The organism is Citrobacter sp. Cf125 (genome assembly GCF_030333935.1).
In the GTDB taxonomy this organism is placed as follows: domain Bacteria; phylum Pseudomonadota; class Gammaproteobacteria; order Enterobacterales; family Enterobacteriaceae; genus Citrobacter; species Citrobacter freundii.
The window spans coordinates 1,126,562-1,151,928 of the sequence record NZ_JAOWEY010000022.1 but is presented as its reverse complement, the minus strand read 5'-3'; the positions used below and the strand labels follow the sequence as shown (position 1 = coordinate 1,151,928).

At 53.6% G+C, this 25,367-nt stretch carries 27 protein-coding genes; 18 read left to right on the top strand and 9 right to left on the bottom strand.

Annotation, left to right across the window (positions count from 1 at the left end; translation table 11 throughout):
• The first annotated feature begins 20 nt into the window (after positions 1-20).
• From eutC to eutR, 4 genes are read left to right on the top strand one after another with little or no spacing between them, the layout of a single operon-like run.
• Positions 21-911, top strand: coding sequence for an ethanolamine ammonia-lyase subunit EutC (gene eutC / locus OGV89_RS09815; RefSeq protein ID WP_003038033.1), 891 nt, complete (start codon positions 21-23; stop codon positions 909-911).
• Between the two features lie 9 nt (positions 912-920).
• Positions 921-1,580, top strand: coding sequence for an ethanolamine utilization microcompartment protein EutL (eutL, locus tag OGV89_RS09810; protein ID WP_003838537.1), 660 nt, complete (start codon positions 921-923; stop codon positions 1,578-1,580).
• Between the two features lie 11 nt (positions 1,581-1,591).
• The gene (gene eutK / locus OGV89_RS09805; protein ID WP_046670132.1) at positions 1,592-2,137 is read left to right on the top strand and encodes an ethanolamine utilization microcompartment protein EutK; all 546 of its coding nucleotides are present in this window, start codon (positions 1,592-1,594) and stop codon (positions 2,135-2,137) included.
• Between the two features lie 48 nt (positions 2,138-2,185).
• On the top strand, positions 2,186-3,238 hold the full coding sequence (gene eutR, locus OGV89_RS09800) for an HTH-type transcriptional regulator EutR (RefSeq protein WP_003038041.1): 1,053 nt from the start codon (positions 2,186-2,188) through the stop codon (positions 3,236-3,238).
• 122 nt (positions 3,239-3,360) lie between these two features.
• On the opposite strand, the gene hemF is transcribed toward eutR, so the two are convergent.
• On the bottom strand, positions 3,361-4,260 hold the full coding sequence (gene hemF, locus OGV89_RS09795) for an oxygen-dependent coproporphyrinogen oxidase (protein WP_162648092.1): 900 nt from the start codon (positions 4,258-4,260) through the stop codon (positions 3,361-3,363).
• 2 nt (positions 4,261-4,262) lie between these two features.
• Complete coding sequence (gene amiA / locus OGV89_RS09790) at positions 4,263-5,132, bottom strand: N-acetylmuramoyl-L-alanine amidase AmiA (protein WP_003038046.1); 870 nt, start codon at positions 5,130-5,132, stop codon at positions 4,263-4,265.
• Positions 5,133-5,344: 212 nt separating this feature from the next.
• Between amiA and OGV89_RS09785 the strand changes: the two genes are divergently transcribed.
• From OGV89_RS09785 to cysM, 10 genes are all read left to right on the top strand, one after another.
• The gene (locus tag OGV89_RS09785) at positions 5,345-5,770 is read left to right on the top strand and encodes a GNAT family acetyltransferase (protein ID WP_003038048.1); all 426 of its coding nucleotides are present in this window, start codon (positions 5,345-5,347) and stop codon (positions 5,768-5,770) included.
• Positions 5,757-6,206 carry a DUF2919 domain-containing protein gene (locus OGV89_RS09780; protein WP_003847269.1) on the top strand — a complete coding sequence of 150 codons (450 nt, stop codon included), beginning with the start codon at positions 5,757-5,759 and terminating at the stop codon, positions 6,204-6,206. The genes OGV89_RS09785 and OGV89_RS09780 overlap by 14 nt, the downstream gene beginning before the upstream one ends.
• 59 nt (positions 6,207-6,265) lie before the next feature.
• Entirely contained in the window at positions 6,266-6,841 is a 576-nt protein-coding gene (locus OGV89_RS09775) for an RpoE-regulated lipoprotein (RefSeq protein ID WP_046670129.1), read from the top strand.
• Between the two features lie 93 nt (positions 6,842-6,934).
• Positions 6,935-7,834: a porphyrinogen peroxidase gene (gene yfeX / locus OGV89_RS09770; protein WP_003838547.1), complete on the top strand. Its 900-nt coding sequence runs from the start codon at positions 6,935-6,937 to the stop codon at positions 7,832-7,834.
• 172 nt (positions 7,835-8,006) lie between these two features.
• The gene (gene ucpA, locus OGV89_RS09765; RefSeq protein WP_003038057.1) at positions 8,007-8,798 is read left to right on the top strand and encodes an SDR family oxidoreductase UcpA; all 792 of its coding nucleotides are present in this window, start codon (positions 8,007-8,009) and stop codon (positions 8,796-8,798) included.
• Between the two features lie 157 nt (positions 8,799-8,955).
• The gene (cysP, locus tag OGV89_RS09760; RefSeq protein ID WP_003038059.1) at positions 8,956-9,972 is read left to right on the top strand and encodes a thiosulfate/sulfate ABC transporter substrate-binding protein CysP; all 1,017 of its coding nucleotides are present in this window, start codon (positions 8,956-8,958) and stop codon (positions 9,970-9,972) included.
• Complete coding sequence (gene cysT, locus OGV89_RS09755; protein ID WP_003038061.1) at positions 9,973-10,806, top strand: sulfate/thiosulfate ABC transporter permease CysT; 834 nt, start codon at positions 9,973-9,975, stop codon at positions 10,804-10,806. It abuts the gene before it with no gap.
• Entirely contained in the window at positions 10,806-11,681 is an 876-nt protein-coding gene (gene cysW / locus OGV89_RS09750; protein ID WP_003038064.1) for a sulfate/thiosulfate ABC transporter permease CysW, read from the top strand. Before cysT ends, cysW begins: the two co-directional genes overlap by 1 nt.
• A complete protein-coding gene (cysA, locus tag OGV89_RS09745) occupies positions 11,671-12,768 on the top strand; it encodes a sulfate/thiosulfate ABC transporter ATP-binding protein CysA (protein WP_003038066.1) in 1,098 nt (365 codons plus the stop codon). The genes cysW and cysA overlap by 11 nt, the downstream gene beginning before the upstream one ends.
• Positions 12,769-12,835: 67 nt before the next feature.
• The gene (gene cysM / locus OGV89_RS09740) at positions 12,836-13,747 is read left to right on the top strand and encodes a cysteine synthase CysM (RefSeq protein WP_003838552.1); all 912 of its coding nucleotides are present in this window, start codon (positions 12,836-12,838) and stop codon (positions 13,745-13,747) included.
• A gap of 91 nt (positions 13,748-13,838) precedes the next feature.
• Here cysM and OGV89_RS09735 read toward each other — a convergent pair whose 3' ends face one another.
• Both OGV89_RS09735 and ptsJ read right to left on the bottom strand, forming a co-directional pair.
• Positions 13,839-14,555 carry a type 1 glutamine amidotransferase gene (locus OGV89_RS09735; protein ID WP_003038070.1) on the bottom strand — a complete coding sequence of 239 codons (717 nt, stop codon included), beginning with the start codon at positions 14,553-14,555 and terminating at the stop codon, positions 13,839-13,841.
• Positions 14,556-14,568: 13 nt separating this feature from the next.
• Positions 14,569-15,861 carry a MocR-like B6 salvage transcription factor PtsJ gene (gene ptsJ / locus OGV89_RS09730; protein ID WP_003038074.1) on the bottom strand — a complete coding sequence of 431 codons (1,293 nt, stop codon included), beginning with the start codon at positions 15,859-15,861 and terminating at the stop codon, positions 14,569-14,571.
• Positions 15,862-15,943: 82 nt separating this feature from the next.
• On the opposite strand from ptsJ, the gene pdxK reads away from it, so the two are divergent.
• Both pdxK and OGV89_RS09720 read left to right on the top strand, forming a co-directional pair.
• Positions 15,944-16,810: a pyridoxine/pyridoxal/pyridoxamine kinase gene (gene pdxK, locus OGV89_RS09725; RefSeq protein ID WP_048998882.1), complete on the top strand. Its 867-nt coding sequence runs from the start codon at positions 15,944-15,946 to the stop codon at positions 16,808-16,810.
• Positions 16,807-17,046 (top strand): hypothetical protein, encoded by a 240-nt coding sequence (locus OGV89_RS09720; protein WP_003038077.1) that lies wholly within the window; start codon positions 16,807-16,809, stop codon positions 17,044-17,046. The genes pdxK and OGV89_RS09720 overlap by 4 nt, the downstream gene beginning before the upstream one ends.
• A gap of 134 nt (positions 17,047-17,180) precedes the next feature.
• Here the strand turns inward: OGV89_RS09720 and crr are convergent, their stop codons facing one another.
• The 5 genes from crr to cysZ form a co-directional block, all read right to left on the bottom strand.
• Positions 17,181-17,690 carry a PTS glucose transporter subunit IIA gene (gene crr, locus OGV89_RS09715; protein WP_000522253.1) on the bottom strand — a complete coding sequence of 170 codons (510 nt, stop codon included), beginning with the start codon at positions 17,688-17,690 and terminating at the stop codon, positions 17,181-17,183.
• Between the two features lie 40 nt (positions 17,691-17,730).
• Positions 17,731-19,458, bottom strand: coding sequence for a phosphoenolpyruvate-protein phosphotransferase PtsI (gene ptsI / locus OGV89_RS09710; RefSeq protein ID WP_003038080.1), 1,728 nt, complete (start codon positions 19,456-19,458; stop codon positions 17,731-17,733).
• A gap of 45 nt (positions 19,459-19,503) precedes the next feature.
• On the bottom strand, positions 19,504-19,761 hold the full coding sequence (gene ptsH / locus OGV89_RS09705) for a phosphocarrier protein Hpr (RefSeq protein WP_003038086.1): 258 nt from the start codon (positions 19,759-19,761) through the stop codon (positions 19,504-19,506).
• Between the two features lie 383 nt (positions 19,762-20,144).
• Entirely contained in the window at positions 20,145-21,116 is a 972-nt protein-coding gene (gene cysK, locus OGV89_RS09700) for a cysteine synthase A (protein ID WP_003038091.1), read from the bottom strand.
• Positions 21,117-21,279: 163 nt separating this feature from the next.
• Positions 21,280-22,041 (bottom strand): sulfate transporter CysZ, encoded by a 762-nt coding sequence (gene cysZ / locus OGV89_RS09695; protein ID WP_286558550.1) that lies wholly within the window; start codon positions 22,039-22,041, stop codon positions 21,280-21,282.
• A 230-nt stretch (positions 22,042-22,271) separates the two neighbouring features.
• On the opposite strand from cysZ, the gene zipA reads away from it, so the two are divergent.
• Positions 22,272-23,279, top strand: coding sequence for a cell division protein ZipA (gene zipA, locus OGV89_RS09690; protein WP_003038097.1), 1,008 nt, complete (start codon positions 22,272-22,274; stop codon positions 23,277-23,279).
• 71 nt (positions 23,280-23,350) lie between these two features.
• Positions 23,351-25,366: an NAD-dependent DNA ligase LigA gene (gene ligA, locus OGV89_RS09685; protein ID WP_003838570.1), complete on the top strand. Its 2,016-nt coding sequence runs from the start codon at positions 23,351-23,353 to the stop codon at positions 25,364-25,366.
• Position 25,367: the final 1 nt, after the last annotated feature.

Below are 25,367 nucleotides of genomic sequence, written 5' to 3'. Positions count from 1 at the left end.
TGACGCGGGGATGACACACGATGGATCAAAAACAGATTGAAGAAATTGTACGCAGCGTAATGGCGTCAATGGGAGAGCCGCAGGTTCAAGCGCCATCAGCGGAAGTGAAATGCAGCACTACGCAGTGCGCCGCGCCGACCGGTGAAAGCTGTGCGATGGACTTAGGTTCAGCTGAAGCGAAAGCGTGGATTGGCGTTGAGAACCCGCACCGTGCAGAAGTGCTGACCGAACTGCGCCGCAGCACCGCCGCGCGTGTATGTACCGGTCGTGCCGGTCCGCGTCCGCGCACTCAGGCACTGCTGCGCTTCCTGGCCGACCACTCGCGTTCAAAAGACACAGTGTTGAAAGAAGTCCCGGAAGAGTGGGTGAAAGCGCAAGGCTTGCTGGAAGTGCGCTCGGAAATCAGCGACAAAAACCTGTATCTGACGCGCCCGGACATGGGACGTCGTCTGAGTGCGGAAGCCATTGAAGCACTGAAATCACAGTGTGTAATGAATCCGGATGTGCAGGTGATTATTTCTGATGGTCTGTCTACTGACGCCATCACCGCCAACTACGAAGAGATCCTGCCGCCGTTGTTGTCGGGCTTAAAACAGGCCGGATTGAAGGTCGGGACGCCGTTCTTTGTTCGCTATGGGCGCGTGAAAATTGAAGATCAGATCGGCGAACTGCTGGGTGCAAAAGCGGTGATCTTGCTGGTTGGTGAGCGTCCGGGCCTCGGCCAGTCGGAAAGTCTTTCTTGCTACGCCGTCTATTCGCCGCGTGTGGCAACCACCGTTGAGGCTGACCGTACCTGCATCTCGAACATTCACCAGGGCGGTACGCCACCGGTTGAAGCGGCGGCGGTGATTGTGGATTTGGCCAAGCGCATGCTGGAGCAAAAAGCATCCGGCATCAATATGACCCGTTAAGGAGGCATCATGCCAGCATTAGATTTGATTAGACCTTCAGTCACCGCGATGCGTGTGATTGCCTCGGTAAATGACGGTTTTGCCCGCGAACTTAAATTACCGCCACATATACGTAGCCTCGGACTCATCACAGCAGACTCTGATGACGTGGCGTATATTGCCGCAGATGAAGCGACAAAACAGGCGATGGTGGAAGTGGTTTATGGCCGCTCGCTGTATGCCGGTGCGGCGCACAGTCCCTCTCCAACCTCGGGCGAAGTGCTGATTATGCTCGGTGGACCAAACCCGGCCGAAGTTCGCGCGGGTCTGGACGCGATGGTGGCCAATATTGAAAGCGGTGCGGCATTCCAGTGGGCGAATGACGCAGAAGATACCGCCTTCCTGGCGCATGTGGTTTCGCGTACCGGTTCGTATCTTTCCGCGACCGCGGGATGCCGACTGGGCGATCCGATGGCGTATCTGGTAGCACCGCCGCTGGAAGCGACATTTGGTATTGATGCCGCGCTGAAATCTGCCGATGTACAACTGGTAACCTATGTACCACCGCCGTCAGAAACCAACTATTCAGCAGCGTTTTTGACCGGTAGCCAGGCCGCTTGTAAAGCCGCATGTAACGCCTTTGCCGATGCCGTTCTGGATATTGCCCGTAATCCAATCCAGCGCGCGTAAGAGAGGTAGTGATGATCAATGCACTGGGATTACTGGAAGTGGATGGCATGGTGGCTGCCGTGGACGCGGCCGATGCCATGCTGAAAGCCGCGAATGTGCGCCTGCTTAGCCACGAAGTGCTCGATCCTGGTCGGCTGACGCTGGTGGTGGAAGGCGATCTGGCGGCATGCCGAGCAGCGCTGGATGCTGGCAGTGCAGCTGCAGCGCGTACAGGCCGTGTTATCAGCCGTAAGGAAATAGGCCGGCCGGACGATGACACCCAGTGGCTGATCGGCGGTTTTAAACGCCAGCCGAAGAAACCAGAACCGAAGAAACCAGAGCAGAAGCCTGAAGTGAAGTCAGATGTGGCCCCAAAGAAGACACAGGAAGCACCTGTGTCATCTGAATCCTCTGATGAATTGCTGGCGCTGTTAACATCGGTCCGTCAAGGAATGACGGCAGGGGAAGTGGCTGCCCACTTTGGCTGGTCACTTGATGAAGCCAGAAATGCGCTGGAACAGCTCTTTTCTGACGGAGCGTTGCGTAAACGCAGTAGTCGCTATCGCTTAAAAAATTAACCTGTCGGAGGGCCGGGGGCTTCGTTGAAGCTTCCGGCTTAAAAGATCATGAAAAAGAACCGTACTGCAAACTTGCACCATCTTTATCATGAAGTATTACCCGAAGACGTTAAATTGACGCCGAAAGTGGAAGTGGACAACGTTCATCAACGGCGAACAACGGATGTGTATGAGCACGCGCTGACGATTACAGCCTGGCAGCAGATCTACGACCAGCTGCATCCGGGAAAATTTCATGGCGAGTTCACGGAAATCCTGCTCGATGATATTCAGGTGTTCCGTGAATACACCGGACTGGCGCTGCGTCAGTCATGCCTTGTCTGGCCAAACTCATTTTGGTTTGGCATTCCGGCCACGCGCGGCGAGCAGGGATTTATTGGTACTCAGTGTTTGGGTAACGCTGAAATTGCCACCCGCCCAGGCGGGACGGAGTTTGAACTAAGTACGCCGGATGACTACACCATTCTGGGTGTCGTCATTTCTGAAGAGGCCATTGCTCGTCAGGCCAACTTCCTGCATAACCCGGAAAGGGTGTTGCATATGCTGCGCAACCAGTCGGCGCTGGAAGTGAAAGAACAACACAAAGCCGCGCTATGGGGCTTTGTGCAGCAGGCGCTGGCGACGTTTAGCGAAAACCCGGAAAACCTTCGCCAACCTGCGGTACGCAAAGTGTTGGGCGATAACCTGCTGCTGGCGATGGGGACTATGCTGGAAGAAGCGCAGCCGATTATGACTGCGGAGAGCATCAGCCATCAGAGCTATCGTCGCTTGCTGTCGCGTGCGCGCGAATATGTGCTGGAAAATATGTCAGAGCCGCTGACTGTGCTCGACTTATGCAATCAACTGCACGTTAGCCGCCGGACGTTGCAAAACGCCTTTCACGCGATCCTCGGTATTGGCCCCAATGCCTGGTTGAAACGTATTCGCCTGAACGCCGTGCGCCGTGAGTTGATAAGCCCGTGGTCGCAGAGTGCGACGGTGAAAGACGCCGCCATGCAGTGGGGATTCTGGCATTTAGGGCAGTTTGCTACCGACTACCAGCAACTGTTTGCGGAGAAACCGTCGTTGACGCTGCATCAGCGTATGCGCCAGTGGGCGTGATGGTATAGCTTGAGTAGGCCTGATAAGGCGTTAGCCGCCATCAGGCAATTGTGCTTGCTGCGCTGCCGGATGGCGACGCCTTGCGTCTTATCCGGCCTACGAATTGTGTCGCTATCAGGCCATTACACCCAGTCGCGGACCTGAATAAACTCGCTAAGGGCGGCTTCCGGGCTGTTCGCTTCTGGCTGCCAGTCATACTCCCAGCGTACCAGCGGCGGCATCGACATCAGAATCGATTCCGTGCGCCCGCCGGTTTGCAAACCGAATAATGTGCCGCGATCCCATACCAGGTTAAATTCCACATAGCGTCCGCGACGATAAAGCTGAAAATTGCGTTCACGCTCGCCCCAGCTCATTGCTTTGCGGCGCTCAACGATGGGCAAATATGCCTCGGTATAACCCTTTCCAACAGCCTGCATAAAGGCGAAGCAGTGCTCGAAATCTGGCGTATTCAAATCATCGAAGAACAGCCCGCCAATGCCGCGCTGCTCGTTGCGGTGCTTGAGGAAGAAGTAGTCATCGCACCACTTTTTGTAACGGGGATAAACATCTTCGCCGAACGGCTGGCATAGATCCCGCGCCGTGCGGTGCCAGTGAACTGCATCCTCATCAAAGCCGTAGTAGGGTGTTAAGTCAAAGCCGCCGCCAAACCACCACACCGGGTCGGCGCCCGGTTTCTCCGCGATAAAAAAACGTATGTTGGCATGGCTGGTCGGAATGTAAGGATTCTGCGGATGCACCACCAACGAGACGCCCATCGCTTCAAAGCTACGCCCGGCAAGCTCCGGGCGATGTGCAGTAGCCGAGGCCGGCATTGCATCGCCATGGACATGAGAGAAGTTGACGCCTGCTTGCTCGAAAATACCGCCGTTACGCAACACTCGACTGCGCCCGCCGCCGCCCGCTTCGCGTTGCCAGTTATCCTCAACAAATTCGGTGCCGTCTATGGTGGATAACTGCTGACAAATCTCATCCTGCAGGTTGAGCAGGAACTGTTTTACGCGTTGTACATCGGGCTTCATGGTTAACGTTTCTTCGAGTGTGCTTTCTGGTTATCAAACCAGTGGAAATAGCTGATGATGCCATTGGCGATAGCGGTGGCGATTTTCTGACGAAACGCAGCCGTCCCCAGTAATCGTTCTTCTTCCGGGTTGGTGATGAACGAGGTTTCGACCAGGACCGACGGAATCGAAGGTGATTTTAGCACCACAAAGGCGGCTTGTTCCGTGCTGCGACTGTGCAGACGGTGTACCGGCTTGATCTTCTTAAGAATATGCGAGCCTAACGTCAGGCTGTTTTTTATGGTGTCAGTTTGCACCAGATCGAACAGCACCTGCTGCAACAAATGATCTTTGTCGGTGGCCTTCTTCCCGGCGACTTCATCGGCCCGGTTTTCACGATCGGACAAATATTTCGCCATGGCGCTACTGGCACCGCGATTGGATAAGGCAAAGACAGAAGCACCCGCAGCGCTCGGATTGGTAAAACCGTCGGCGTGGATCGACATAAAAAGATCGGCGCCATGTTTGTGGGCGATCTCGACGCGATCGTAGAGCGGAATAAACGTATCGCCGGAGCGGGTCAGGCGTGCATCAATCCCCTGGTTGCGTAGGATTGAGCGCACGTTTTTGGCAATCGCCAGCACCACGTGCTTTTCTTTCGATCCGTTGCGACCAATTGCGCCGGTATCAATCCCGCCGTGCCCCGGATCAAGAACAACAACACGCTTAGCGCCTGATTTTTTCGCTTTCGGTTTGCTGTGTCCATTACTGGTCTTTAGCGCTTCTTCTTTAGCGATGGCTTGCGACATGCCTGACAGCGTCAGGGCGGCCAGCCCGGCTTTCAGCACCTGGCGGCGCGATGTGAGTGTTTTTAGTGGTTTAAAAGTGCTCATACGGCCTGAGTTGTAAAAAAAAGGTTCTAAACGTTATATCGTATCGCGTAGTCCGTTGCGACGGATCGAGATAAGAATTGTTTTACTTTTCATTTCAATACGTGACAATTCCGTATTATGCCATTTTTTCCGCCGCTTCGCGTCAGATATTGGCTAAATCAGCCGTTCGCGCCATAATCGCTTTTTAACGTCCTGAAAAGGTAACCAATACCATGGAAATACGCGTTTTTCGCCAGGAAGATTTCGAAGAGGTGATCACCCTCTGGGAGCGTTGTGATTTGCTGCGTCCATGGAACGACCCTGAAATGGACATCGAACGTAAAGTCAATCATGACGTCAGCTTGTTCCTCGTCGCTGAAGTGAACGGTGAGGTGGTCGGTACGGTGATGGGCGGATACGACGGGCATCGCGGTTCCGCCTATTACCTGGGCGTGCATCCTGAGTTTCGCGGTCGCGGTATCGCCAATGCGCTACTCAACCGGTTGGAGAAAAAGCTCATTGCCCGCGGTTGCCCGAAGATTCAAATCATGGTGCGTGACGATAACGACGTCGTACAGGGCATGTATGAACGTCTGGGCTATGAACATGCGGATGTACTCAATCTGGGCAAACGTTTGATTGAAGATGAAGAGTACTGAGTTTCATCCGGCCGACTATGACGGTCATGGGCGTCTGCGCCTGCCTTTTCTCTTCTGGTGCGTGCTGTTGTTACAGGCACGCACCTGGGTTTTGTTTGTGATTGCCGGTTCTTCCCGTGAGCAGGGCAACACGTTGCTGAATCTGTTTTATCCCGATCATGACGCATTCTGGCTGGGTTTGCTCCCCGGCGTTCCCGCCGTGTTGGCGTTTTTACTCAGCGGGCGACGCTTTGCGTTTCCGGGAATCTGGCGCTGGCTGCGCGGATTATTGATTCTCGCTCAACTGGTGCTGCTGTGCTGGCAGCCGGTGATGTGGCTGGCAGGCGATCCGCTCAACGGTGTCGGGCTGGCGCTGCTGGTGGCGGATATCGTCGCACTGATCTGGCTGTTAACCAATCAACGTCTGCGCGCCTGTTTTTCCCTTGAGAAAGAATAACGGCACTTTTTGGGGAAACCGGACTCCAAGCAACGTTGATAAATAAGGAAGGAAGTGAAATGAAATCACTGCGTTTGACTTTATGCGCGATGCCGCTGCTACTGGCCGGATGTTCAACGTTGTCCTCGGTGAACTGGTCTGCCGCTAATCCGTGGAACTGGTTTGGTTCTTCAACGCAGGTCACAGAGCAGGGCGTCGGAGCGTTAACGGGCGCGACACCGCTGGATGAAAAAGCCATTGCTGATGCGCTGGACGGTGATTACCGCCTGCGTAGCGGGATGAAGACTGATAACGGAAATGTGGTGCGCTTCTATGAAGCGATGAAAGACGACAAGCTGGCGATAGTCATCAATGGCAGCCAGGGAACCATTAGTCGTATTGATGTGTTAGACCACGATATTTCGTCAGTCGCGGGTGTCGAAATCGGTACACCGTTTAGCGACCTTTACACTAAAGCTTTCGGTAATTGCCAAAAGGCAACCGGCGATGACAGCGCGGGCGTTGAGTGTAAAGCTGAAGGAAGTCAACATATTAGCTATGTTTTTTCCGGTGAATGGAGCGGGCCTGAGGATATAATGCCGTCTGACGACACGCTGAAAGCGTGGAAAGTAAGCAAAATTATCTGGCGGCGTTAATTTGCGTCTGAACAAATCGGCTTGTTAAAAAAACAGGTAGAATAGCGCCAATCAATGCCACGATGTCGTGGCATCTTTTTTTCAGGAGGAACAATGTCTCAGGTTCAGAGTGGCATTTTGCCAGAACATTGCCGTGCGGCGATTTGGATTGAAGCCAATGTTAAAGGCGACGTTGAGGCCCTGCGTGCGGCCAGCAAAACCTTCGCCGATAAGCTGGCGACCTTTGAAGCTAAGTTCCCGGATGCGCATCTGGGCGCGGTTGTCGCTTTTGGCAACAACACCTGGCGTGCATTGAGCGGCGGCGTCGGTGCTGAAGAGTTAAAAGACTTTATCCCTTACGGTAAAGGTCTGGCACCTGCAACCCAATATGACGTGTTGATCCATATTCTCTCTTTGCGTCATGACGTGAATTTCTCCGTTGCGCAGGCGGCAATGGAAGCATTTGGCGACTGTATTGAAGTCAAAGAAGAAATCCACGGTTTCCGTTGGGTCGAAGAGCGCGATCTCAGCGGCTTTGTTGACGGTACGGAAAACCCGGCAGGCGAAGAAACGCGCCGTGAAGTCGCCGTTATCAAAGATGGTGTGGATGCCGGTGGCAGCTATGTGTTTGTGCAGCGTTGGGAACATAACCTGAAGCAGCTTAATCGCATGAGCATCCATGACCAGGAAATGATGATTGGTCGCACCAAGGAAGCCAACGAAGAGATCGACGGTGATGACCGTCCGGTCACCTCTCACCTGAGCCGTGTTGACCTCAAAGAAGACGGTAAAGGGCTGAAAATTGTGCGCCAGAGCCTGCCATACGGCACTGCCAGCGGCACGCATGGTCTCTATTTCTGCGCCTACTGCGCCCGTCTGCACAACATTGAACAACAGTTGCTGAGCATGTTTGGTGACACCGACGGTAAGCGTGATGCAATGCTGCGCTTCACCAAACCGGTAACCGGCGGCTATTACTTTGCACCGTCACTGGACCGTTTAATGGCGCTGTAATGGCGAGCTGATCCTGTTATCGGCCACGAAATAGACATCCCCGCATCGTCGGGGATTTTTTTTACCTGAGATTAACCTGATTTAGTGAGCTATTCCTCAGCACTAATTTGTTATTGCTGTATCTTCTGCGTGAATGAAGCGAAGGCTTCATATTCAAAAGGAGAATATTGAAATGGGAAAACTCACGGGCAAAACAGCATTGATTACGGGCGCATCTCAGGGTATTGGCGAGGGTATCGCCAGAACGTTTGCCCGCCATGGTGCGAACTTAATTCTGCTGGATATCTCCGATGAGATTGAAAAACTGGCGGATGAGTTGGCTGGGCGAGGGCACCGTTGCACAGCCGTTCACGCTGACGTCAGAGATTTTGCGTCGGTCAAGGAAGCGGTGATGCGCGCGAAGCAGATTGAAGGCAAAATCGATATTCTGGTGAACAATGCCGGCGTATGCCGCCTCGGCAACTTCCTTGATATGAGCGATGAAGATCGCGATTTCCACATTGATATCAACATTAAAGGCGTCTGGAATGTGACGAAAGCCGTTCTGCCGGAGATGATTGCGCGCAAAGACGGGCGCATCGTGATGATGTCATCAGTGACCGGCGATATGGTTGCCGACCCGGGCGAAACGGCCTACGCACTGTCGAAAGCCGCAATCATCGGTTTGACCAAATCCCTGGCGGTAGAATATGCGCAGTCAGGCATTCGCGTTAATGCCATTTGCCCAGGCTACGTTCGTACGCCGATGGCGGAAAGCATTGCGCGTCAATCTAACCCGGAAGATCCTGAATCCGTTTTAGTCGAAATGGCGAAAGCGATCCCGATGCGTCGTCTGGCCTGTCCGCTTGAGGTCGGTGAACTGGCGGCGTTCCTGGCCTCGGATGAGTCCAGTTACTTAACTGGCACGCAAAACGTGATTGATGGCGGTAGCACCCTGCCTGAAAGCGTTAGCGTCGGCGTCTGATTGATGCCGGTCTCCTCCTCACTCGGTGTGGGGAGGGATTCTCTTATTCTCTTTTCAACTTTCAAATCATCAAACGGTATATAAAACCGTTACTCCTTTAGCACTGGTTATAAATATGATGACCATAAGAAAGTCATTAAATTTATAAGGGTGCGCAATGGCCGTTAACTTACTGAAAAAAAGAACACTGACGCTGGCAGCCATGCTGTTGCTGGTGGGGCAGGCGCAGGCAACGGAACTGCTGAACAGTTCATACGATGTTTCCCGTGAGCTTTTTGCCGCCCTTAATCCACCGTTTGAACAGCAATGGGCGAAGGATAACGGCGGTGACAAACTGACGATTAAACAATCTCATGCCGGGTCATCAAAACAGGCTCTGGCGATTCTGCAGGGGCTGAAAGCCGATGTGGTGACCTATAACCAGGTCACCGACGTGCAGATCCTGCATGACAAAGGCAAACTGATCCCCGCCGACTGGCAAAGCCGCCTGCCGAATAACAGCTCGCCGTTCTATTCCACCATGGGTTTCCTGGTGCGTAAGGGGAACCCGAAAAACATTCATGACTGGAATGACCTTGTGCGTTCTGATGTGAAACTGATTTTCCCGAACCCAAAAACCTCCGGTAACGCGCGCTATACCTATCTGGCGGCGTGGGGTGCTGCGGATAAAGCTGACGGTGGTGATAAAACCAAAACCGAACAGTTTATGACCCAGTTTCTGAAAAACGTCGAAGTGTTTGATACCGGCGGTCGCGGTGCTACCACCACCTTTGCAGAGCGCGGTCTGGGCGATGTGCTGATCAGCTTCGAATCAGAAGTGAACAACATTCGTAAACAGTATGAAGCGCAGGGTTTTGAAGTGGTTATCCCGAAAACCAATATCCTCGCCGAATTCCCGGTGGCCTGGGTAGATAAAAATGTGCAAGCCAACGGTACTGAAAAAGCAGCTAAAGCGTACCTGACCTGGCTGTACAGCCCGCAGGCGCAAACCATTATTACCGATTTCTACTACCGCGTGAATAACCCGCAGGTGATGGACAAACAGCAAGATAAATTCCCGCAGACCGAATTGTTCCGTGTGGAAGATAAGTTTGGTTCGTGGCCTGAAGTGATGAAAACACACTTTGTCAGCGGTGGAGAGCTGGACAAACTGCTGGCGGCGGGGCGTAAGTAAATGTTTGCTGTTTCTTCCCGACGCGTGCTGCCCGGCTTCACTTTGAGCCTGGGTACAAGCTTACTGTTTGTCTGCCTGATATTGCTGCTGCCGCTGAGCGCGCTGGTGATGCAACTGGCGCAAATGAGCTGGGCGCAATACTGGGATGTGATTACCAATCCGCAGGTGGTGGCGGCTTATAAAGTGACGCTGCTGTCGGCGTTTGTGGCGTCGATTTTTAACGGCGTGTTCGGTTTGCTGATGGCGTGGATCTTAACCCGCTATCGCTTTCCGGGCCGTACGCTGTTGGATGCACTGATGGATCTGCCGTTTGCGCTGCCTACAGCGGTGGCGGGTCTGACGCTGGCGTCGCTGTTTTCGGTTAATGGCTTCTACGGCGAGTGGCTGGCGAAGCTGGATATCAAGGTGACCTACACCTGGCTTGGTATCGCGGTGGCGATGGCGTTTACCAGCATTCCATTTGTGGTGCGTACCGTCCAGCCGGTGCTGGAAGAATTAGGTCCCGAATATGAAGAAGCGGCGGAAACACTCGGTGCTACGCGCTGGCAGAGTTTCCGTAAAGTGGTGCTGCCGGAGCTGTCCCCCGCGCTGGTGGCGGGCGTTGCGCTTTCGTTTACCCGAAGCCTCGGTGAGTTTGGCGCGGTTATCTTTATCGCTGGGAACATAGCATGGAAAACGGAAGTAACCTCGCTGATGATTTTTGTTCGCTTGCAGGAGTTTGACTACCCGGCCGCCAGCGCGATTGCTTCTGTGATCCTCGGGGCTTCGTTGTTGCTGCTGTTTTCAATTAACACCCTGCAAAGTCGCTTTGGTCGACGTGTGGTAGGTCACTGATGGCAGACATTACCCAATTGAAACGCTATGGCGCACCCCGCATCAACTGGGGGAAATGGTTTCTGATCGGCACGGGCATGCTGGTCTCCGCGTTTATTTTGCTGGTGCCGATGATTTACATCTTCGTGCAGGCGTTCAGCAAGGGATTAATGCCGGTATTACAGAACCTGGCAGACCCGGACATGCTGCATGCCATCTGGCTGACGGTGCTGATTGCGCTGATTGCGGTGCCGGTGAACCTGGTGTTTGGTGTGTTGCTGGCCTGGCTGGTGACCCGTTTTAACTTCCCAGGACGCCAACTTCTGCTGACGTTACTGGATATTCCGTTTGCCGTCTCGCCGGTGGTTGCCGGCCTGGTGTATCTGCTGTTTTACGGCTCTAACGGTCCGCTGGGTGGATGGCTGGATGAGCATAATCTGCAAATTATGTTTGCCTGGCCGGGGATGGTGCTGGTGACGGTATTCGTGACCTGTCCGTTTGTGGTGCGCGAGTTGGTGCCGGTGATGTTAAGCCAGGGCAGTAATGAAGATGAAGCGGCTGTGTTGCTGGGCGCGTCCGGCTGGCAGATGTTCCGCCGCGTTACGCTGCCGAATATTCGTTGGGCGCTGCTGTACGGCGTGGTGTTGACCAACGCCCGTGCGATTGGCGAGTTTGGCGCGGTGTCGGTGGTATCCGGCTCGATTCGCGGCGAAACCCTATCGCTACCGCTACAAATTGAATTACTGGAGCAGGACTACAACACGGTCGGCTCTTTTACCGCCGCGGCGCTATTAACGCTGATGGCGATTATTACCCTGTTTTTGAAGAGCATGTTGCAATGGCGTCTGGAGAACCAGGAGAAACGCGCGCAGCAGGAGGAAAATCATGAGCATTGAGATTGCCAATATTAAGAAGTCTTTTGGTCGCACCCAGGTGCTGAACGATATCTCGCTGGATATTCCTTCAGGTCAGATGGTCGCGCTGCTGGGGCCATCCGGCTCGGGCAAAACCACGCTGCTGCGCATTATTGCCGGGTTGGAGCATCAGTCCAGCGGGCATATCCGTTTTCACGGCACCGACGTCAGTCGTTTGCATGCTCGCGACCGTAAAGTGGGATTCGTATTCCAGCACTATGCGCTGTTTCGTCATATGACCGTTTTCGACAATATCGCGTTTGGTCTGACGGTCCTGCCACGGCGTGAGCGTCCAAATGCGGCGGCCATCAAAGCAAAAGTCACCAAACTGCTGGAGATGGTTCAATTGGCTCATCTGGCGGACCGCTTCCCGGCGCAGCTTTCTGGTGGGCAAAAGCAGCGTGTGGCGTTGGCGCGTGCGCTGGCGGTAGAGCCGCAGATCCTGCTGCTCGATGAGCCGTTTGGCGCGCTCGATGCGCAGGTGCGTAAAGAGCTGCGTCGTTGGCTGCGTCAGCTGCATGAAGAGCTGAAGTTCACCAGCGTGTTTGTTACCCACGACCAGGAAGAAGCGACGGAAGTTGCCGATCGCGTGGTGGTGATGAGTCAGGGTCATATCGAGCAGGCTGATGCACCGGATCAAGTCTGGCGCGAACCGGCTACCCGTTTTGTGCTGGAGTTTATGGGGGAGGTTAACCGCCTGCAGGGGACGATTCGCGGCGGCCAATTCCACGTGGGCGCACACCGCTGGCCACTGGGTTATACGCCTGGTTATCAGGGACCGGTTGATCTGTTCCTGCGTCCGTGGGAAGTGGACGTGAGCCGTCGTACCAGCCTGGATTCGCCGTTGCCGGTACAGGTACTGGAAGCCAGCCCGAAAGGACACTACACCCAATTAGTTGTGCAACCGCTGGGGTGGTATAACGAACCGCTGACGGTCATCATGCAAGGCGATGATTCCCCGAGCCGCGGCGAGCGGCTGTTTGTCGGGCTGCAAAATGCGCGTCTGTATAACGGTGACCAGCGTATTGAAACGCGTGAAGAGGAACTTGCTCTGGCGCAAAGTGCCTGATAGGTTAAAAAGTATGTTTATCGCCCGGTAAGCGCTGCGCCCCCGGGCTTTTTTACGAGCTCAAAACGTGAACACATTAGAACAAACAATTGGCAATACGCCTCTGGTGAAACTACAACGTCTGGCGCCGGATAACGGCAGTGAAATTTGGGTCAAGCTGGAAGGGAATAATCCCGCGGGTTCGGTGAAAGACCGGGCTGCGCTGTCGATGATTGTCGAAGCGGAAAAACGTGGAGAAATTAAGCCTGGTGATGTGCTGATCGAGGCTACCAGCGGTAATACCGGAATTGCTCTGGCAATGATCGCCGCGCTGAAGGGCTACCGCATGAAGCTGCTGATGCCAGACAACATGAGCCAGGAGCGCCGAGCGGCGATGCGTGCTTACGGGGCTGAACTGGTTCTGGTGACCAAAGAGCAGGGGATGGAAGGCGCGCGTGACTTAGCTCTTGAAATGGCGCAGCGCGGAGAAGGTAAACTTCTCGACCAATTTAATAATCCGGATAACCCGTACGCGCATTACACCACCACCGGACCGGAAATCTGGCAGCAGACGTCAGGTCGTATTACCCACTTTGTCTCCAGTATGGGAACAACAGGCACCATTACCGGTGTGTCGCGTTTTCTGCGTGAGCAAGAAAAAGCGGTTACCATCGTTGGCCTGCAGCCGGAAGAGGGCAGTAGTATTCCGGGAATTCGCCGCTGGCCTGCGGAATATATGCCGGGCATTTTTAACGCCTCGCTGGTGGATGAGGTATTGGATATTCATCAGAACGATGCGGAAAACACCATGCGCGCGCTGGCGGTGAAAGAGGGTGTGTTCTGCGGCGTCAGTTCCGGCGGCGCAGTAGCCGGAGCGATTCGCGTGGCCGAACAAAATCCGGGAGCGGTGGTGGTGGCGATCATCTGCGATCGCGGCGATCGCTACCTTTCAACCGGCGTGTTTGGCGAAGAGCACTTTAACCAGGGATCAGGGATTTAGTTTGTAGGCCTGATAAGCATAGTGGCATCAGGCAAACGTACGACACGATCGCCGGATGACGACGCAAAGCGTCTTATCCGGCCTGCCACAATCAATCGTTACGTTTTTCCACAAGCTTATCAAGGAATTGCCACAGCTTCTCATTCATCTGCTGATAATCCCATGCGCGCATCTCTTCAACGGAGCGGATGAAGCGCTTGCCTTTAGCTTCCGCCAGTTCTTGTTCGGAGTGTTGAATAAGCCCTTCTATAGCATCAGCCGTAAATTCCATATGGCACTGAAAACCATAGACGAAATTACCGTATTGTACGATTTGTCGCGGGCAGCCCTCGCTTGTGGCGAGAATTGTCGCCTGGTCGGTTAATCCAGGCATGTCGTTGTGCCAGTGACCGACGGTAAGCGGTGAACCAAAATGGCTGAACAACGGATGCTGTTGGCCTGCTTCGGTCAGGGTGATCGGGTAGTGACCAATCTCTTTTTCCGGACTCTGGCACACCTTCGCACCCAGCGCTTCGCCGATTAACTGTGAACCCAGGCAGATCCCCACCACAATTTTACGTGCCGCAATCGCCTGATTGATCAGATGCTGCTCGGCATGAGAATCAAAGTACGGACACTCTGCCAGCGTGGTTCGTGGTGACTGCGGACCGCCAAACACCACCAACATATCGAAGCCATCCGCGTTCGCAGGGACCGCTTCCCCGGCGTAAACGTGCGACCAGGTGATGGTATAGCCGCGTGATTCAGCCCACGGCAGATACGCGCCAGCAGATTCAAAAGACTCATGAATAACAAAATGAACTCGCACTTTTTCTCTCCTGTTAGCGCTTTAGCGCCTGATGGATATCAGTCGCCAGCTTATCAATGTCGCTGTCTGATAATGTTGACAGCGTAATGCGCAGGCCGTGGGCTGGCGTATTGACGCCAAACACTTCGCCTTCGCGTACCAGCCAGCCGGACTTTGCCAGCGCAAAAGCGATCGCCTGGCTGTTATCTTCCAGCGGTAGCCACATATTCAGACCGTCACCAACGGGCAACTCAATGCCATGTCGCCGCAGAGCTGCCGTCAACTTTTGCTGCTGGGCGGCGTAAAATTGCTGAGTTTGCGCCAGCGTGTGTTGGTAAGTCTCGTCATTCAGGCAGGCGCAGGCCAAATCCTGCAGCAGATGGCTGACCCACTGACTGCCGGAGTTAAGCCTTAAACGTAGCTTCCCTGAAGTGAGCGGATCGCTGGCCACAATGGCCAGGCGTAAATCTGGTCCTAACGTTTTTGACATCGAGCGGACAACCGCCCAGTGCGTGGTTTCCTTCGCAATCACCGGATACCAGTGGCAAGCAGATAGCAGCGCAAAGTGGTCGTCGACAATCACCAGCGTCTGCGGATAGCGGGCCAGAATTTCCTGCAATTGCGCCGCGCGTGAGGCGCTCAGGCTGCATCCTGTCGGGTTATGCGCGCGCGGTGTCAGAATTACTGCCCGCGCGCCTTTCTGTAGCGCGAGTTCCAGCTGGTCCGGCAGCATGCCTTCGCGGTCAACGCTGGCCGGGTTTGCTGAGAATCCGGCATAGCGCAGCATGTTGATGCTGCTTAAAAAGCATGGATCTTCTACGACAACGCTATCACCAGGCAGCAAATGGGCGCACAGTAGCCGTTCGATAGCATCAATGGCACCGCTGGTAATATCAATTTCCCCTTTGCCGGGGATTGCATTTTGCATCCATTGTGATGCCCACACCTTAAGTCCAGGTGACACAGCGGCATCGCCGTACAAGCGCGGACTCTTATTTATCTTCGCAAAATAATTACTCAGCTCAGGAAGTCGCGAGGGCGCTGGATTACCGCCGGAAAGATCGATAAGCGGGGTATCCGGATTACCACCTTCCAGTGCTACGGGGGCAGTAATCCCCTTAATCACCGTACCGTTGCGTCCCAGGCTCTGTGCCAACCCGGAGGAGACCAGGCGTTTGTAAGCCGCCGCGACAGTATTGCGGTTCACGTTTAATTCCGTTGCCAGTTCCCGCACTGGCGGTAACGTTTCTCCCACTGCCAGCGTGCCTGTAGTGACATGTTGACGGATACTGTCAAAAATTTCGTTAGCGGTTTTTCCGTCGATCATTATTGACCTATGACAAAATGAATTTTAGCATATGACGATAATAGTGAGGCGTAGACCCGCTGTCCAGCGAGAGGAGAAATTTATGGAGCAGGAGAGTGATATCCAGTCAGTGCTCTTCGACGACACGCATCGGGCGTTACAGACCGATATCGTCGCCGTTCAGTCACAGGTGGTTTATGGCAGCGTAGGTAACAGCATCGCCGTCCCGGCCATTAAAGCGCAGGGGTTACGCGTGACAGCAGTACCTACGGTGCTGTTCAGTAATACCCCGCATTATGAAACCTTCTACGGCGGCGTTATTCCAGCAGACTGGTTTAGCGGTTATCTCCGCGCCTTAAACGAGCGTGATGCCTTGCGCGAGCTAAAGGCGGTGACGACAGGGTACATGGGCAGCGCGGAACAAATCGCCTTGCTGGCACAGTGGCTGAAAACTGTTCTGACCACGCATCCGGACCTGTGCATTTTGGTCGACCCCGTGATTGGCGATACGGATAGCGGTATGTATGTTAAAGCCGAAATTCCGGAGGCTTATCGTCAGCACCTGCTACCGCTGGCTCAGGGGCTGACTCCAAATGTGTTCGAGCTGCAAATGCTGAGCGGAAAGCCGTGTCGTACGCTTGATGAAGCCATTACGGCGGCACAATCACTGCTCACCGACACCCTGAAATGGGTGGTGATCACCAGTGCGCCGGGGGATACGGAAGAGATTATTCATGTTGCGGTGGTGACGGCTGAAATGGTTGAGGTGTTAGCTCATCCGCGAGTGAAAACGGATCTGAAGGGGACTGGCGATCTGTTCTGTGCCGAGCTGGTGAGCGGCCTTGTGATGGGGAAAGCGCTGACGACCGCGACGCACGATGCTGCACAGCGGGTGCTGGACGTGATGACGTGGACGCACCAGTGCGGTTGTGATGAATTAATTCTGCCACCGGCAGGGGAGGCGCGATGAAGAGTTACCGGCTGGTAGTTCGCCAGAATGGGCGTATGGTTGGACACTTTGATACCTGCGGGACAGCGGCACTGGAAGATATCTGCGTGGCGCGGGCCATGTTTGGTATTGCGGGTGGCTACGACTGTGAATTGCTAGTGGCAGACTCGGAGCGGCGGATGCTGGAAAGCGGGCCGGAAGGGATGAAGATCCTGATGCGCGAGGCGTGTTATCGCCCGGTGACTGCACACATTTAATTGCGGATGGCGCTACGCTTATCCGGCCTACGATACGAGATTCTTTGTAGGCCGGATAAGCGTAGCGCCATCCGGCAAGGTACTGCCTGATTGCCGGATGGCGGCGTAAACGCCTTATCCGGCCTACGCAAGAATTACTTCTTGATGCGGATAACCGGGGTTTCACCCACGGTCACGCTACCGGACAGTTTGATCAGTTCTTTGATTTCGTCCATGTTGGAGATAACAACCGGAGTCAGGGTAGACTTGGCTTTTTCTTCCAGCAGCGGCAGATCGAATTCAATAACCGGGTCGCCCACTTTCACGCGCTGACCTTCTTCAGCGATGCGTTTGAAGCCTTCGCCTTTCAGTTCAACGGTATCAATACCGAAGTGAACAAACAGCTCAATGCCGCTGTCGGATTCGATAGAGAAAGCGTGGTTGGTTTCAAAGATTTTGCCGATGGTGCCGTCAACAGGAGCAACCATTTTGTTACCGGTTGGTTTGATAGCGATGCCATCACCAACGATTTTTTCAGCAAAAACTACATCCGGCACGTCTTCGATGTTGACGATCTCGCCAGAGAGCGGAGCAACAATCTCAATAGTTCCGGTGTCTTTCTTATCATCAGAAACCAGAGATTTCAGTTTATCGAACAAACCCATGATCTTCTCCTAAGCAGTAAATTGGGCCGCATCTCGTGGATTAGCAGATTGTTTTTTCTTCAATGAACTTGTTAACCAGCGTCATTAACTCGTCCGTTGTCGGTTGAGCAAGAGCCTGCTCTGCTAACACCTTCGCATCTTCGAAGTTCGTGTTACGGATAATCTTCTTAATGCGCGGGATAGAAATGGCGCTCATAGAGAATTCGTCCAGACCCATCCCCAGCAACAGAAGTGTAGCACGTTCGTCGCCTGCAAGCTCACCACACATGCCAGTCCATTTGCCTTCAGCATGAGAAGCATCAATAACTTGCTTGATCAGCGTCAGCACAGATGGCGACATCGGTTGGTAAAGGTGTGAAATCATATCATTACCACGGTCAACTGCCAGGGTGTACTGCGTTAAATCATTGGTGCCGATACTAAAGAAATCAACTTCTTTGGCTAAATGACGCGCAATTGTTGCCGCAGCCGGTGTTTCCACCATCACGCCAATCTCAATGCTCTCGTCAAATGCTTTACCTTCGTCGCGCAGTTCCTGTTTGTAGATTTCAATCTCTTTGCGCAGTGCACGCACTTCTTCAACAGAGATGATCATTGGGAACATAATGCGCAGTTTACCGAAAGCAGAGGCGCGCAGAATCGCGCGAACCTGGTCACGCAGGATCTCTTTACGATCCATGGCGATACGCACGGCACGCCAGCCCAGGAACGGGTTCTCTTCTTTCGGGAAATTCATGTACGGCAGTTCTTTATCGCCGCCGATGTCCATGGTGCGAACGATGACCGCCTGAGAGCCACAGGCTTCAGCAACGGCTTTATACGCAGCAAACTGTTCTTCTTCAGTTGGCAGCGATTCACGGTCCATGAACAGGAATTCGGTGCGGTACAGACCCACACCTTCAGCGCCGTTACGTTCAGCGCCTTCAACGTCACGAACGGTACCGATATTGGCGCAAACTTCAACCTGATGTCCGTCCAGCGTGATAGCCGGCAGATCTTTCAGCTTAGCGAGTTCCGCTTTCTCGGTTGCAACCTGCTCCTGAACGGCACGCAGTTGCTCGATAACGTCGTTGGTCGGATTGACGTAAACCTGATTGTTTACGGCATCCAGAATCAGATAGTCGTCGTTTTTAACCTGAGAGGTGACGCTACCCGTACCGACGATGGCAGGCAGTTCCAGAGAACGCGCCATGATAGAGGTATGGGAGGTACGTCCGCCCGCGTCAGTAATGAAACCCAGCACCTTGTTCAGGTTCAGCTGTGCGGTTTCTGACGGGGTCAGGTCTGCGGCTACCAGGATAACTTCTTCCTGAATAGCGCTCAGGTCGATAATTGCCAGACCCAGGATGTTACGCAGCAGGCGTTTACCGATGTCACGTACGTCAGCCGCACGTTCTTTCAGGTATTCATCATCCAGCTCTTCCAGGGCTGTGGCCTGACCTTCGATAACTTCATGCGCGGCTGCATCAGCCGTCATGTGCTTATCTTTAATCAGGGCTATGATTTCCTGCTCCAGCTCCTCATCTTCGAGCAGCATGATATGCCCTTCAAAGATGGCTTCTTTTTCTTCACCGAACGTTTCACCAGCTTTGGTTTTGATCGCTTCCAGTTGCGCAGATGCCTTGGCACGACCGCTCAGAAAACGTTCAACTTCCTGATCAACCTTGTCGGCAGAAATTTTTTTCCGGTCAATGACGATTTCGTCTTCTTTCAGTAGCAATGCTTTACCGAAAGCGATACCCGGGGATGCTAAAATGCCTGAAATCATAACCCTACCTTACTTGTGACTGATATTTAAAAGAACTCGTTGAACTTACTCGAGTTCAGCCATCAGTTTAACCAGATGCTCAACTGCTTTCTGCTCGTCTTCACCTTCTGCGGACAGGGTAACAACGGTACCCTGAGTCAGGCCCAGAGTCTGCAGTTTAAACAGGCTTTTGGCGCTAGCGCTTTTGCCGTTGGAAGTCACAGTAATATCAGAAGTAAAGCCTTTTGCTTCTTTAACAAACTGAGCAGCAGGGCGAGTATGCAGACCGTTCGGAGCGGTAATGGTAACTTCTTGCTGGAACATTATATTTCCCCAACTTATAGGTTTAGTGTTGTGGAACTAAAGTCTAGCCTGGCGGTTCAACTTTAGCCTGTATTGTTAGCATCGGCGTAAACTGGACGCGACACAAAAGGAGTTCGGTGCAATCCGTTGCTGGCAACTTCTTGCCGCTGACGTTTCGTTCGTCATTAAACATTATGCCGCGAAAGGAAGAGTTGAACCAAATCATAAAATCGATTCAGCTAGCGCTTTTCCTGTAACGATTAATTTCGCGCATCAAAATAATTAGCTTGGTTAAATACCAGTTCTGGTGGGTTGAATCAATGCCAGGCGAGTTGAAACTTTGAAGCAGGCCACAAAAAAGCACCCAAATGGGTGCTTTTTTACGCGTTTTTAACATGCTGGCATTACTGTTGCAGTTCTTTCTCTGTGAAGAGATCGGCAAACAGTGCAGTGCTCAGATAACGCTCACCCGATGACGGTAGAATAACCACTATATTCTTATTGGTAAAGGTTTCATCTTCCTGCAGCTTAAGCGCGGCAGCAACAGCAGCGCCGGAAGAAATGCCCGCCAGAATACCTTCTTCTTCCATCAGGCGACGCGCAGTAGAGATTGCTTCATCATTGGTGATGGCGACGACTTTATCGATAAGTTTCAGATCAAGGTTGCCTGGAATGAAACCCGCGCCAATCCCCTGAATTTTATGTGGGCCCGGTTTAAGTTCTTCACCCGCCAGCGCCTGGGCGATAACCGGGGAGTCGGTAGGTTCAACCGCGACGGTGATCAGATCGGTTTTGCCTTTAGTGCCTTTGATGTAACGGGTCACACCAGTCAATGTACCGCCGGTACCGACGCCGGAAATAAAGACATCAACCTGGCCATCGGTATCTTCCCAGATTTCCGGGCCGGTGGTTTTTTCGTGAATTTCCGGGTTCGCCGGGTTGCTGAACTGCTGCAGCAGCAGGAACTTCTCCGGATCGCTGGCGACAATTTCTTCCGCTTTCTGGATTGCACCCTTCATCCCTTTTGCGCCTTCGGTCAGCACCAGATTCGCACCCAGAGCTTTCAACAGCTTGCGGCGCTCAATGCTCATCGTTTCCGGCATGGTCAGAGTCAGTTTGTAACCGCGGGCTGCGGCAACGTAGGCTAGCGCAATCCCCGTGTTGCCGCTGGTCGGTTCTACCAGCTCAACACCCGGTTTAAGTACACCACGTTTTTCGGCATCCCAAATCATATTGGCACCGATACGGCATTTGACGCTAAAGCTCGGGTTACGAGATTCCACCTTCGCCAGAATGCGTCCGTTACCGATACGGTTCAGTCGAACCAGCGGCGTATGACCGATAGTCAGCGAGTTGTCTTCAAAAATCTTACTCATGGCCTGTCCTTAACTGTATGAAATTGGGATACCGCTTCAGCATACCTGTTGAGAAAGTATGGGGAAGTAAGGAAATCGCATATCTATATGCTGATGGGAAATAATGCCTTGCAGTATGGAATAAGAGCGGGCATAAGCCAGCCCGCTTTTACACATTTTTGCATTACTTCCATAACGCGTGCTTAGCACGATAGCAGTCTACCCACATCGCCGTGGCACCACAAACCGCGACCGGCATGATGAACAGATTGAGCACCGGAATCATGGTGAACAAACTGGTTAATGCGCCAAATTGCATATTGGTGACCTTGCGTGTACGCAGCGCGACGCGCATCTCCTTAAAAGGCACCTTATGGTTATCAAACGGATAATCGCAGTACTGAATGGCCAGCATCCATGCGCTGAACAGGAACCACAGCACCGGGGCGACGGTCTGCCCAATACCCGGAATGAAATAGAGGATCAGCAATACGATGGCGCGCGGGAGATACCACGCCAGCTTTTGCCATTCACGTTTCATAATACGGGGAACATCTTTCATGATGCCGAGAACACCGGTGTCAGGCGGTGTTGCGCCCGTTAAGCGCGCTTCCAGTTGTTCAGCCAGCAGACCGTTAAACGGCGCGGCAATCCAGTTGGCTATGGTGGAAAAGAGGTAGCCGAACACCAGTAGTACGGAGATAGTGACAATCGGCCACAGCAAGTAGCTGAGCCACTGAAGCCAGTCAGGGACGTGACTCATCAGCGCGGGGATCCAGCTATCGAGTTGTGTGAATAGCCACCAGAATGCGCCGCCCATCAGCAGGATATTCACCAGCAAAGGCAGGATGACAAAGCGATGAATGCCCGGTTGGGTGATGAGCTTCCATCCCTGTGAAAAGTAATAAAGGCCGCTGCGAGGTACGACTGCAGATGATGAAACCATGGTCAGGACATACTCCTTGTTATAAAAGCTCTGGTAAACTTTGCGTATCTTACCGGGTTGTTGAGCGTTAAGCTGTTCAGAAATGTTCGAAAAAACAGCAAAAAGCACAATTTTGTTCATCTTTATGCCGTGAAAGCCAAGAGTGCACTTGCACTTGGCGTAATCGACAAATACTCTTAGTGAGTAAATGTTTGCCGTGGTGGCAAGGTGTTAGAACAACAGAGAATATAATGATGCAGGATTTGCGTCTGATATTAATCATTGTTGGCGCGATCGCCATAATCGCTTTACTGGTACATGGTTTTTGGACTAGCCGTAAAGAGCGGTCTTCTATATTCCGCGATCGCCCACTGAAACGCATGAAGTCTAAACGTGAAGACGAGGATTCGTTCGACGACAATGTCGAGGAAGACGAAGGCGTGGGCGAAGTTCGCGTTCATCGTGTGAATCATGCTCCCGGTAACGCGCAGGAACATGGTGTTCCTCCTCAGTCGCCGCAACACCAGTACCAGCCGCCTTATGCGTCGGCTCAGCCGCGTCAACCCGCGCAGCAGCCTGCACAAGCGCCGGTACCGCCGCCGCATGCTCAGCCGCAGCCTGTACAACCGCAGCAGCCGGTGCAACATCAGCCTGTTCAGCAACAACCTGTACAGCAGCCGATGCAGCATCAGCCCGTTGCTCCGCAGGTTCAGCAGCCCGTGCAGCAAGCACCGCAACCTGCGCCGCAGACTTTCCAGCCCGCAGAGCCTGCCGTTGAACATCAACCGCAGCCTGAGCCGGTAGTTGAAGAAGCGCCTGCTGCTGAAAAACCGCAGCGTAAAGAAGCGGTCATTATTATGAACGTTGCGGCGCATCACGGTAGCGAGCTCAACGGTGAAGTGCTGCTCAATAGCATTCAGCAAGCCGGTTTTAAATTTGGCGATATGAATATTTTCCATCGTCATTTGAGCCCGGATGGCAGCGGTCCGTCGCTGTTCAGCCTTGCCAATATGGTTAACCCAGGAACGTTTGATCCCGAAATGACGGGTGATTTCAGCACCCCTGGCGTAACTATTTTTATGCAGGTTCCGTCCTATGGGGACGAGCTGCAAAACTTTAAGCTGATGCTGCAGTCCGCACAGCACATTGCCGATGAAGTGGGTGGTGTGGTGCTTGACGATCAACGTCGCATGATGACGCCGCAGAAACTGCGCGAGTATCAGGACCGCATCCGCGAAGTTAAAGAATCTCGCGCCTGATTCTCCTTTGGCGTGACATCTCCTTGCTAAACCCCCGCCTGTCGGGGGTTTTTTATCATTGATGGTGCGATATGGAATCAATCGAACAACAACTGACAGAACTGCGAACCACGCTTCGCCATCATGAGTATCTCTACCATGTGATGGACGCGCCGGAAATTCCCGATGCGGAATACGATCGTCTGCTGCGCGAACTCCGCGAGCTGGAAGCGCAGCATCCGGACCTTATTACCCCTGACTCGCCAACTCAACGCGTTGGCGCCGCCCCGTTAACGGCGTTCAGTCAGATTCGCCATGAAGTGCCGATGCTGTCGCTGGATAACGTGTTTGATGAAGAGAGTTTTCTCGCCTTTAACAAGCGCGTACAGGACCGACTGAAGAGTACGGACAAACTAACCTGGTGCTGTGAGCTGAAGCTTGACGGGCTGGCGGTGAGTATTCTCTATGAAAACGGCGTGCTGGTTAGCGCCGCAACGCGCGGCGATGGCACCACCGGGGAAGACATTACCTCGAACGTGCGCACCATTCGTGCGATCCCGTTAAAACTGCGCGGCGATAACATTCCGACGCGTCTGGAAGTGCGCGGCGAGGTGTTCCTCCCGCAGGCCGGGTTTGAAAAAATCAACGAAGAGGCCCGCCGTACTGGCAACAAAGTGTTTGCTAACCCGCGAAATGCGGCGGCTGGGTCATTACGCCAGCTCGATCCGCGTATCACAGCGAAGCGACCGCTTACTTTCTTCTGCTATGGCGTTGGTGTGCTGGAAGGTGGTGTGTTGCCCGATACCCATCTGGGCCGTCTGCTGCAATTTAAAGAGTGGGGATTGCCGGTGAGCGACAGAGTGGCGCTTTGCGACTCTCCGGAGGAAGTACTTGCTTACTATCATAAGGTTGAAGAAGACCGACCGACGCTGGGCTTCGATATCGACGGCGTGGTGATTAAAGTCAACTCCATGGCGTTGCAGGAGCAACTGGGCTTTGTTGCTCGCGCGCCGCGCTGGGCGGTGGCCTTTAAGTTCCCGGCACAGGAGCAGATGACCTTTGTCCGCGATGTTGAGTTTCAGGTTGGACGTACAGGGGCGATTACGCCTGTCGCCCGCCTTGAGCCAGTTCAGGTTGCCGGGGTGTTGGTCAGTAACGCCACCTTGCACAATGCGGATGAAATTGAGCGTCTTGGTTTGCGTATTGGCGATAAAGTCGTCATTCGCCGTGCGGGCGATGTCATCCCGCAGGTAGTGAACGTCGTGATTTCCGAGCGTCCGGACGATACCCGCGAAATCGAGTTTCCCACCCACTGTCCGGTATGCAACTCTGACGTTGAGCGTGTGGAAGGCGAAGCGGTTGCTCGCTGTACCGGAGGTTTAATCTGCGGGGCACAGCGGAAGGAATCATTGAAACACTTCGTTTCCCGCCGTGCGCTGGACGTCGACGGCATGGGCGACAAAATTATCGATCAACTGGTCGAGAAAGAGTATGTCCACACGCCAGCGGATCTCTTCACGCTGACCGCAGGTAAGCTGACCGGTCTTGATCGCATGGGGCCGAAGTCGGCGCAAAACGTAGTGAATGCGCTGGAAAAAGCGAAAGAGACCACGTTTGCCCGTTTCCTCTATGCGCTGGGTATTCGTGAAGTCGGCGAAGCGACGGCTGCAGGTCTGGCTGCATATTTCGGCACGCTCGACGCGCTGGAAGCCGCCTCTGTTGAAGAGCTGCAAAAAGTGCCGGATGTCGGCATCGTGGTGGCGACCCACGTGTTTAATTTCTTTGCCGAAGAGAGTAACCGCGAGGTGATCGTCCAGCTTTTGGAGCAGGGGATTCACTGGCCAGCGCCGGTGGTTATCAACGCTGAAGAAATCGACAGCCCCTTTGCGGGTAAGACGGTGGTGCTGACCGGGAGCCTGAGCCTGATGTCACGCGATGATGCCAAAGCACGACTGACCGAGCTGGGGGCAAAAGTGGCCGGTAGCGTGTCGAAGAAAACCGATCTAGTGATTGCGGGGGAAGCGGCGGGCTCTAAACTGGCAAAAGCGCAGGAGTTGGGCATTGAAGTGATCGACGAAGCTGAAATGATCCGCTTACTGGGTGCCTGAG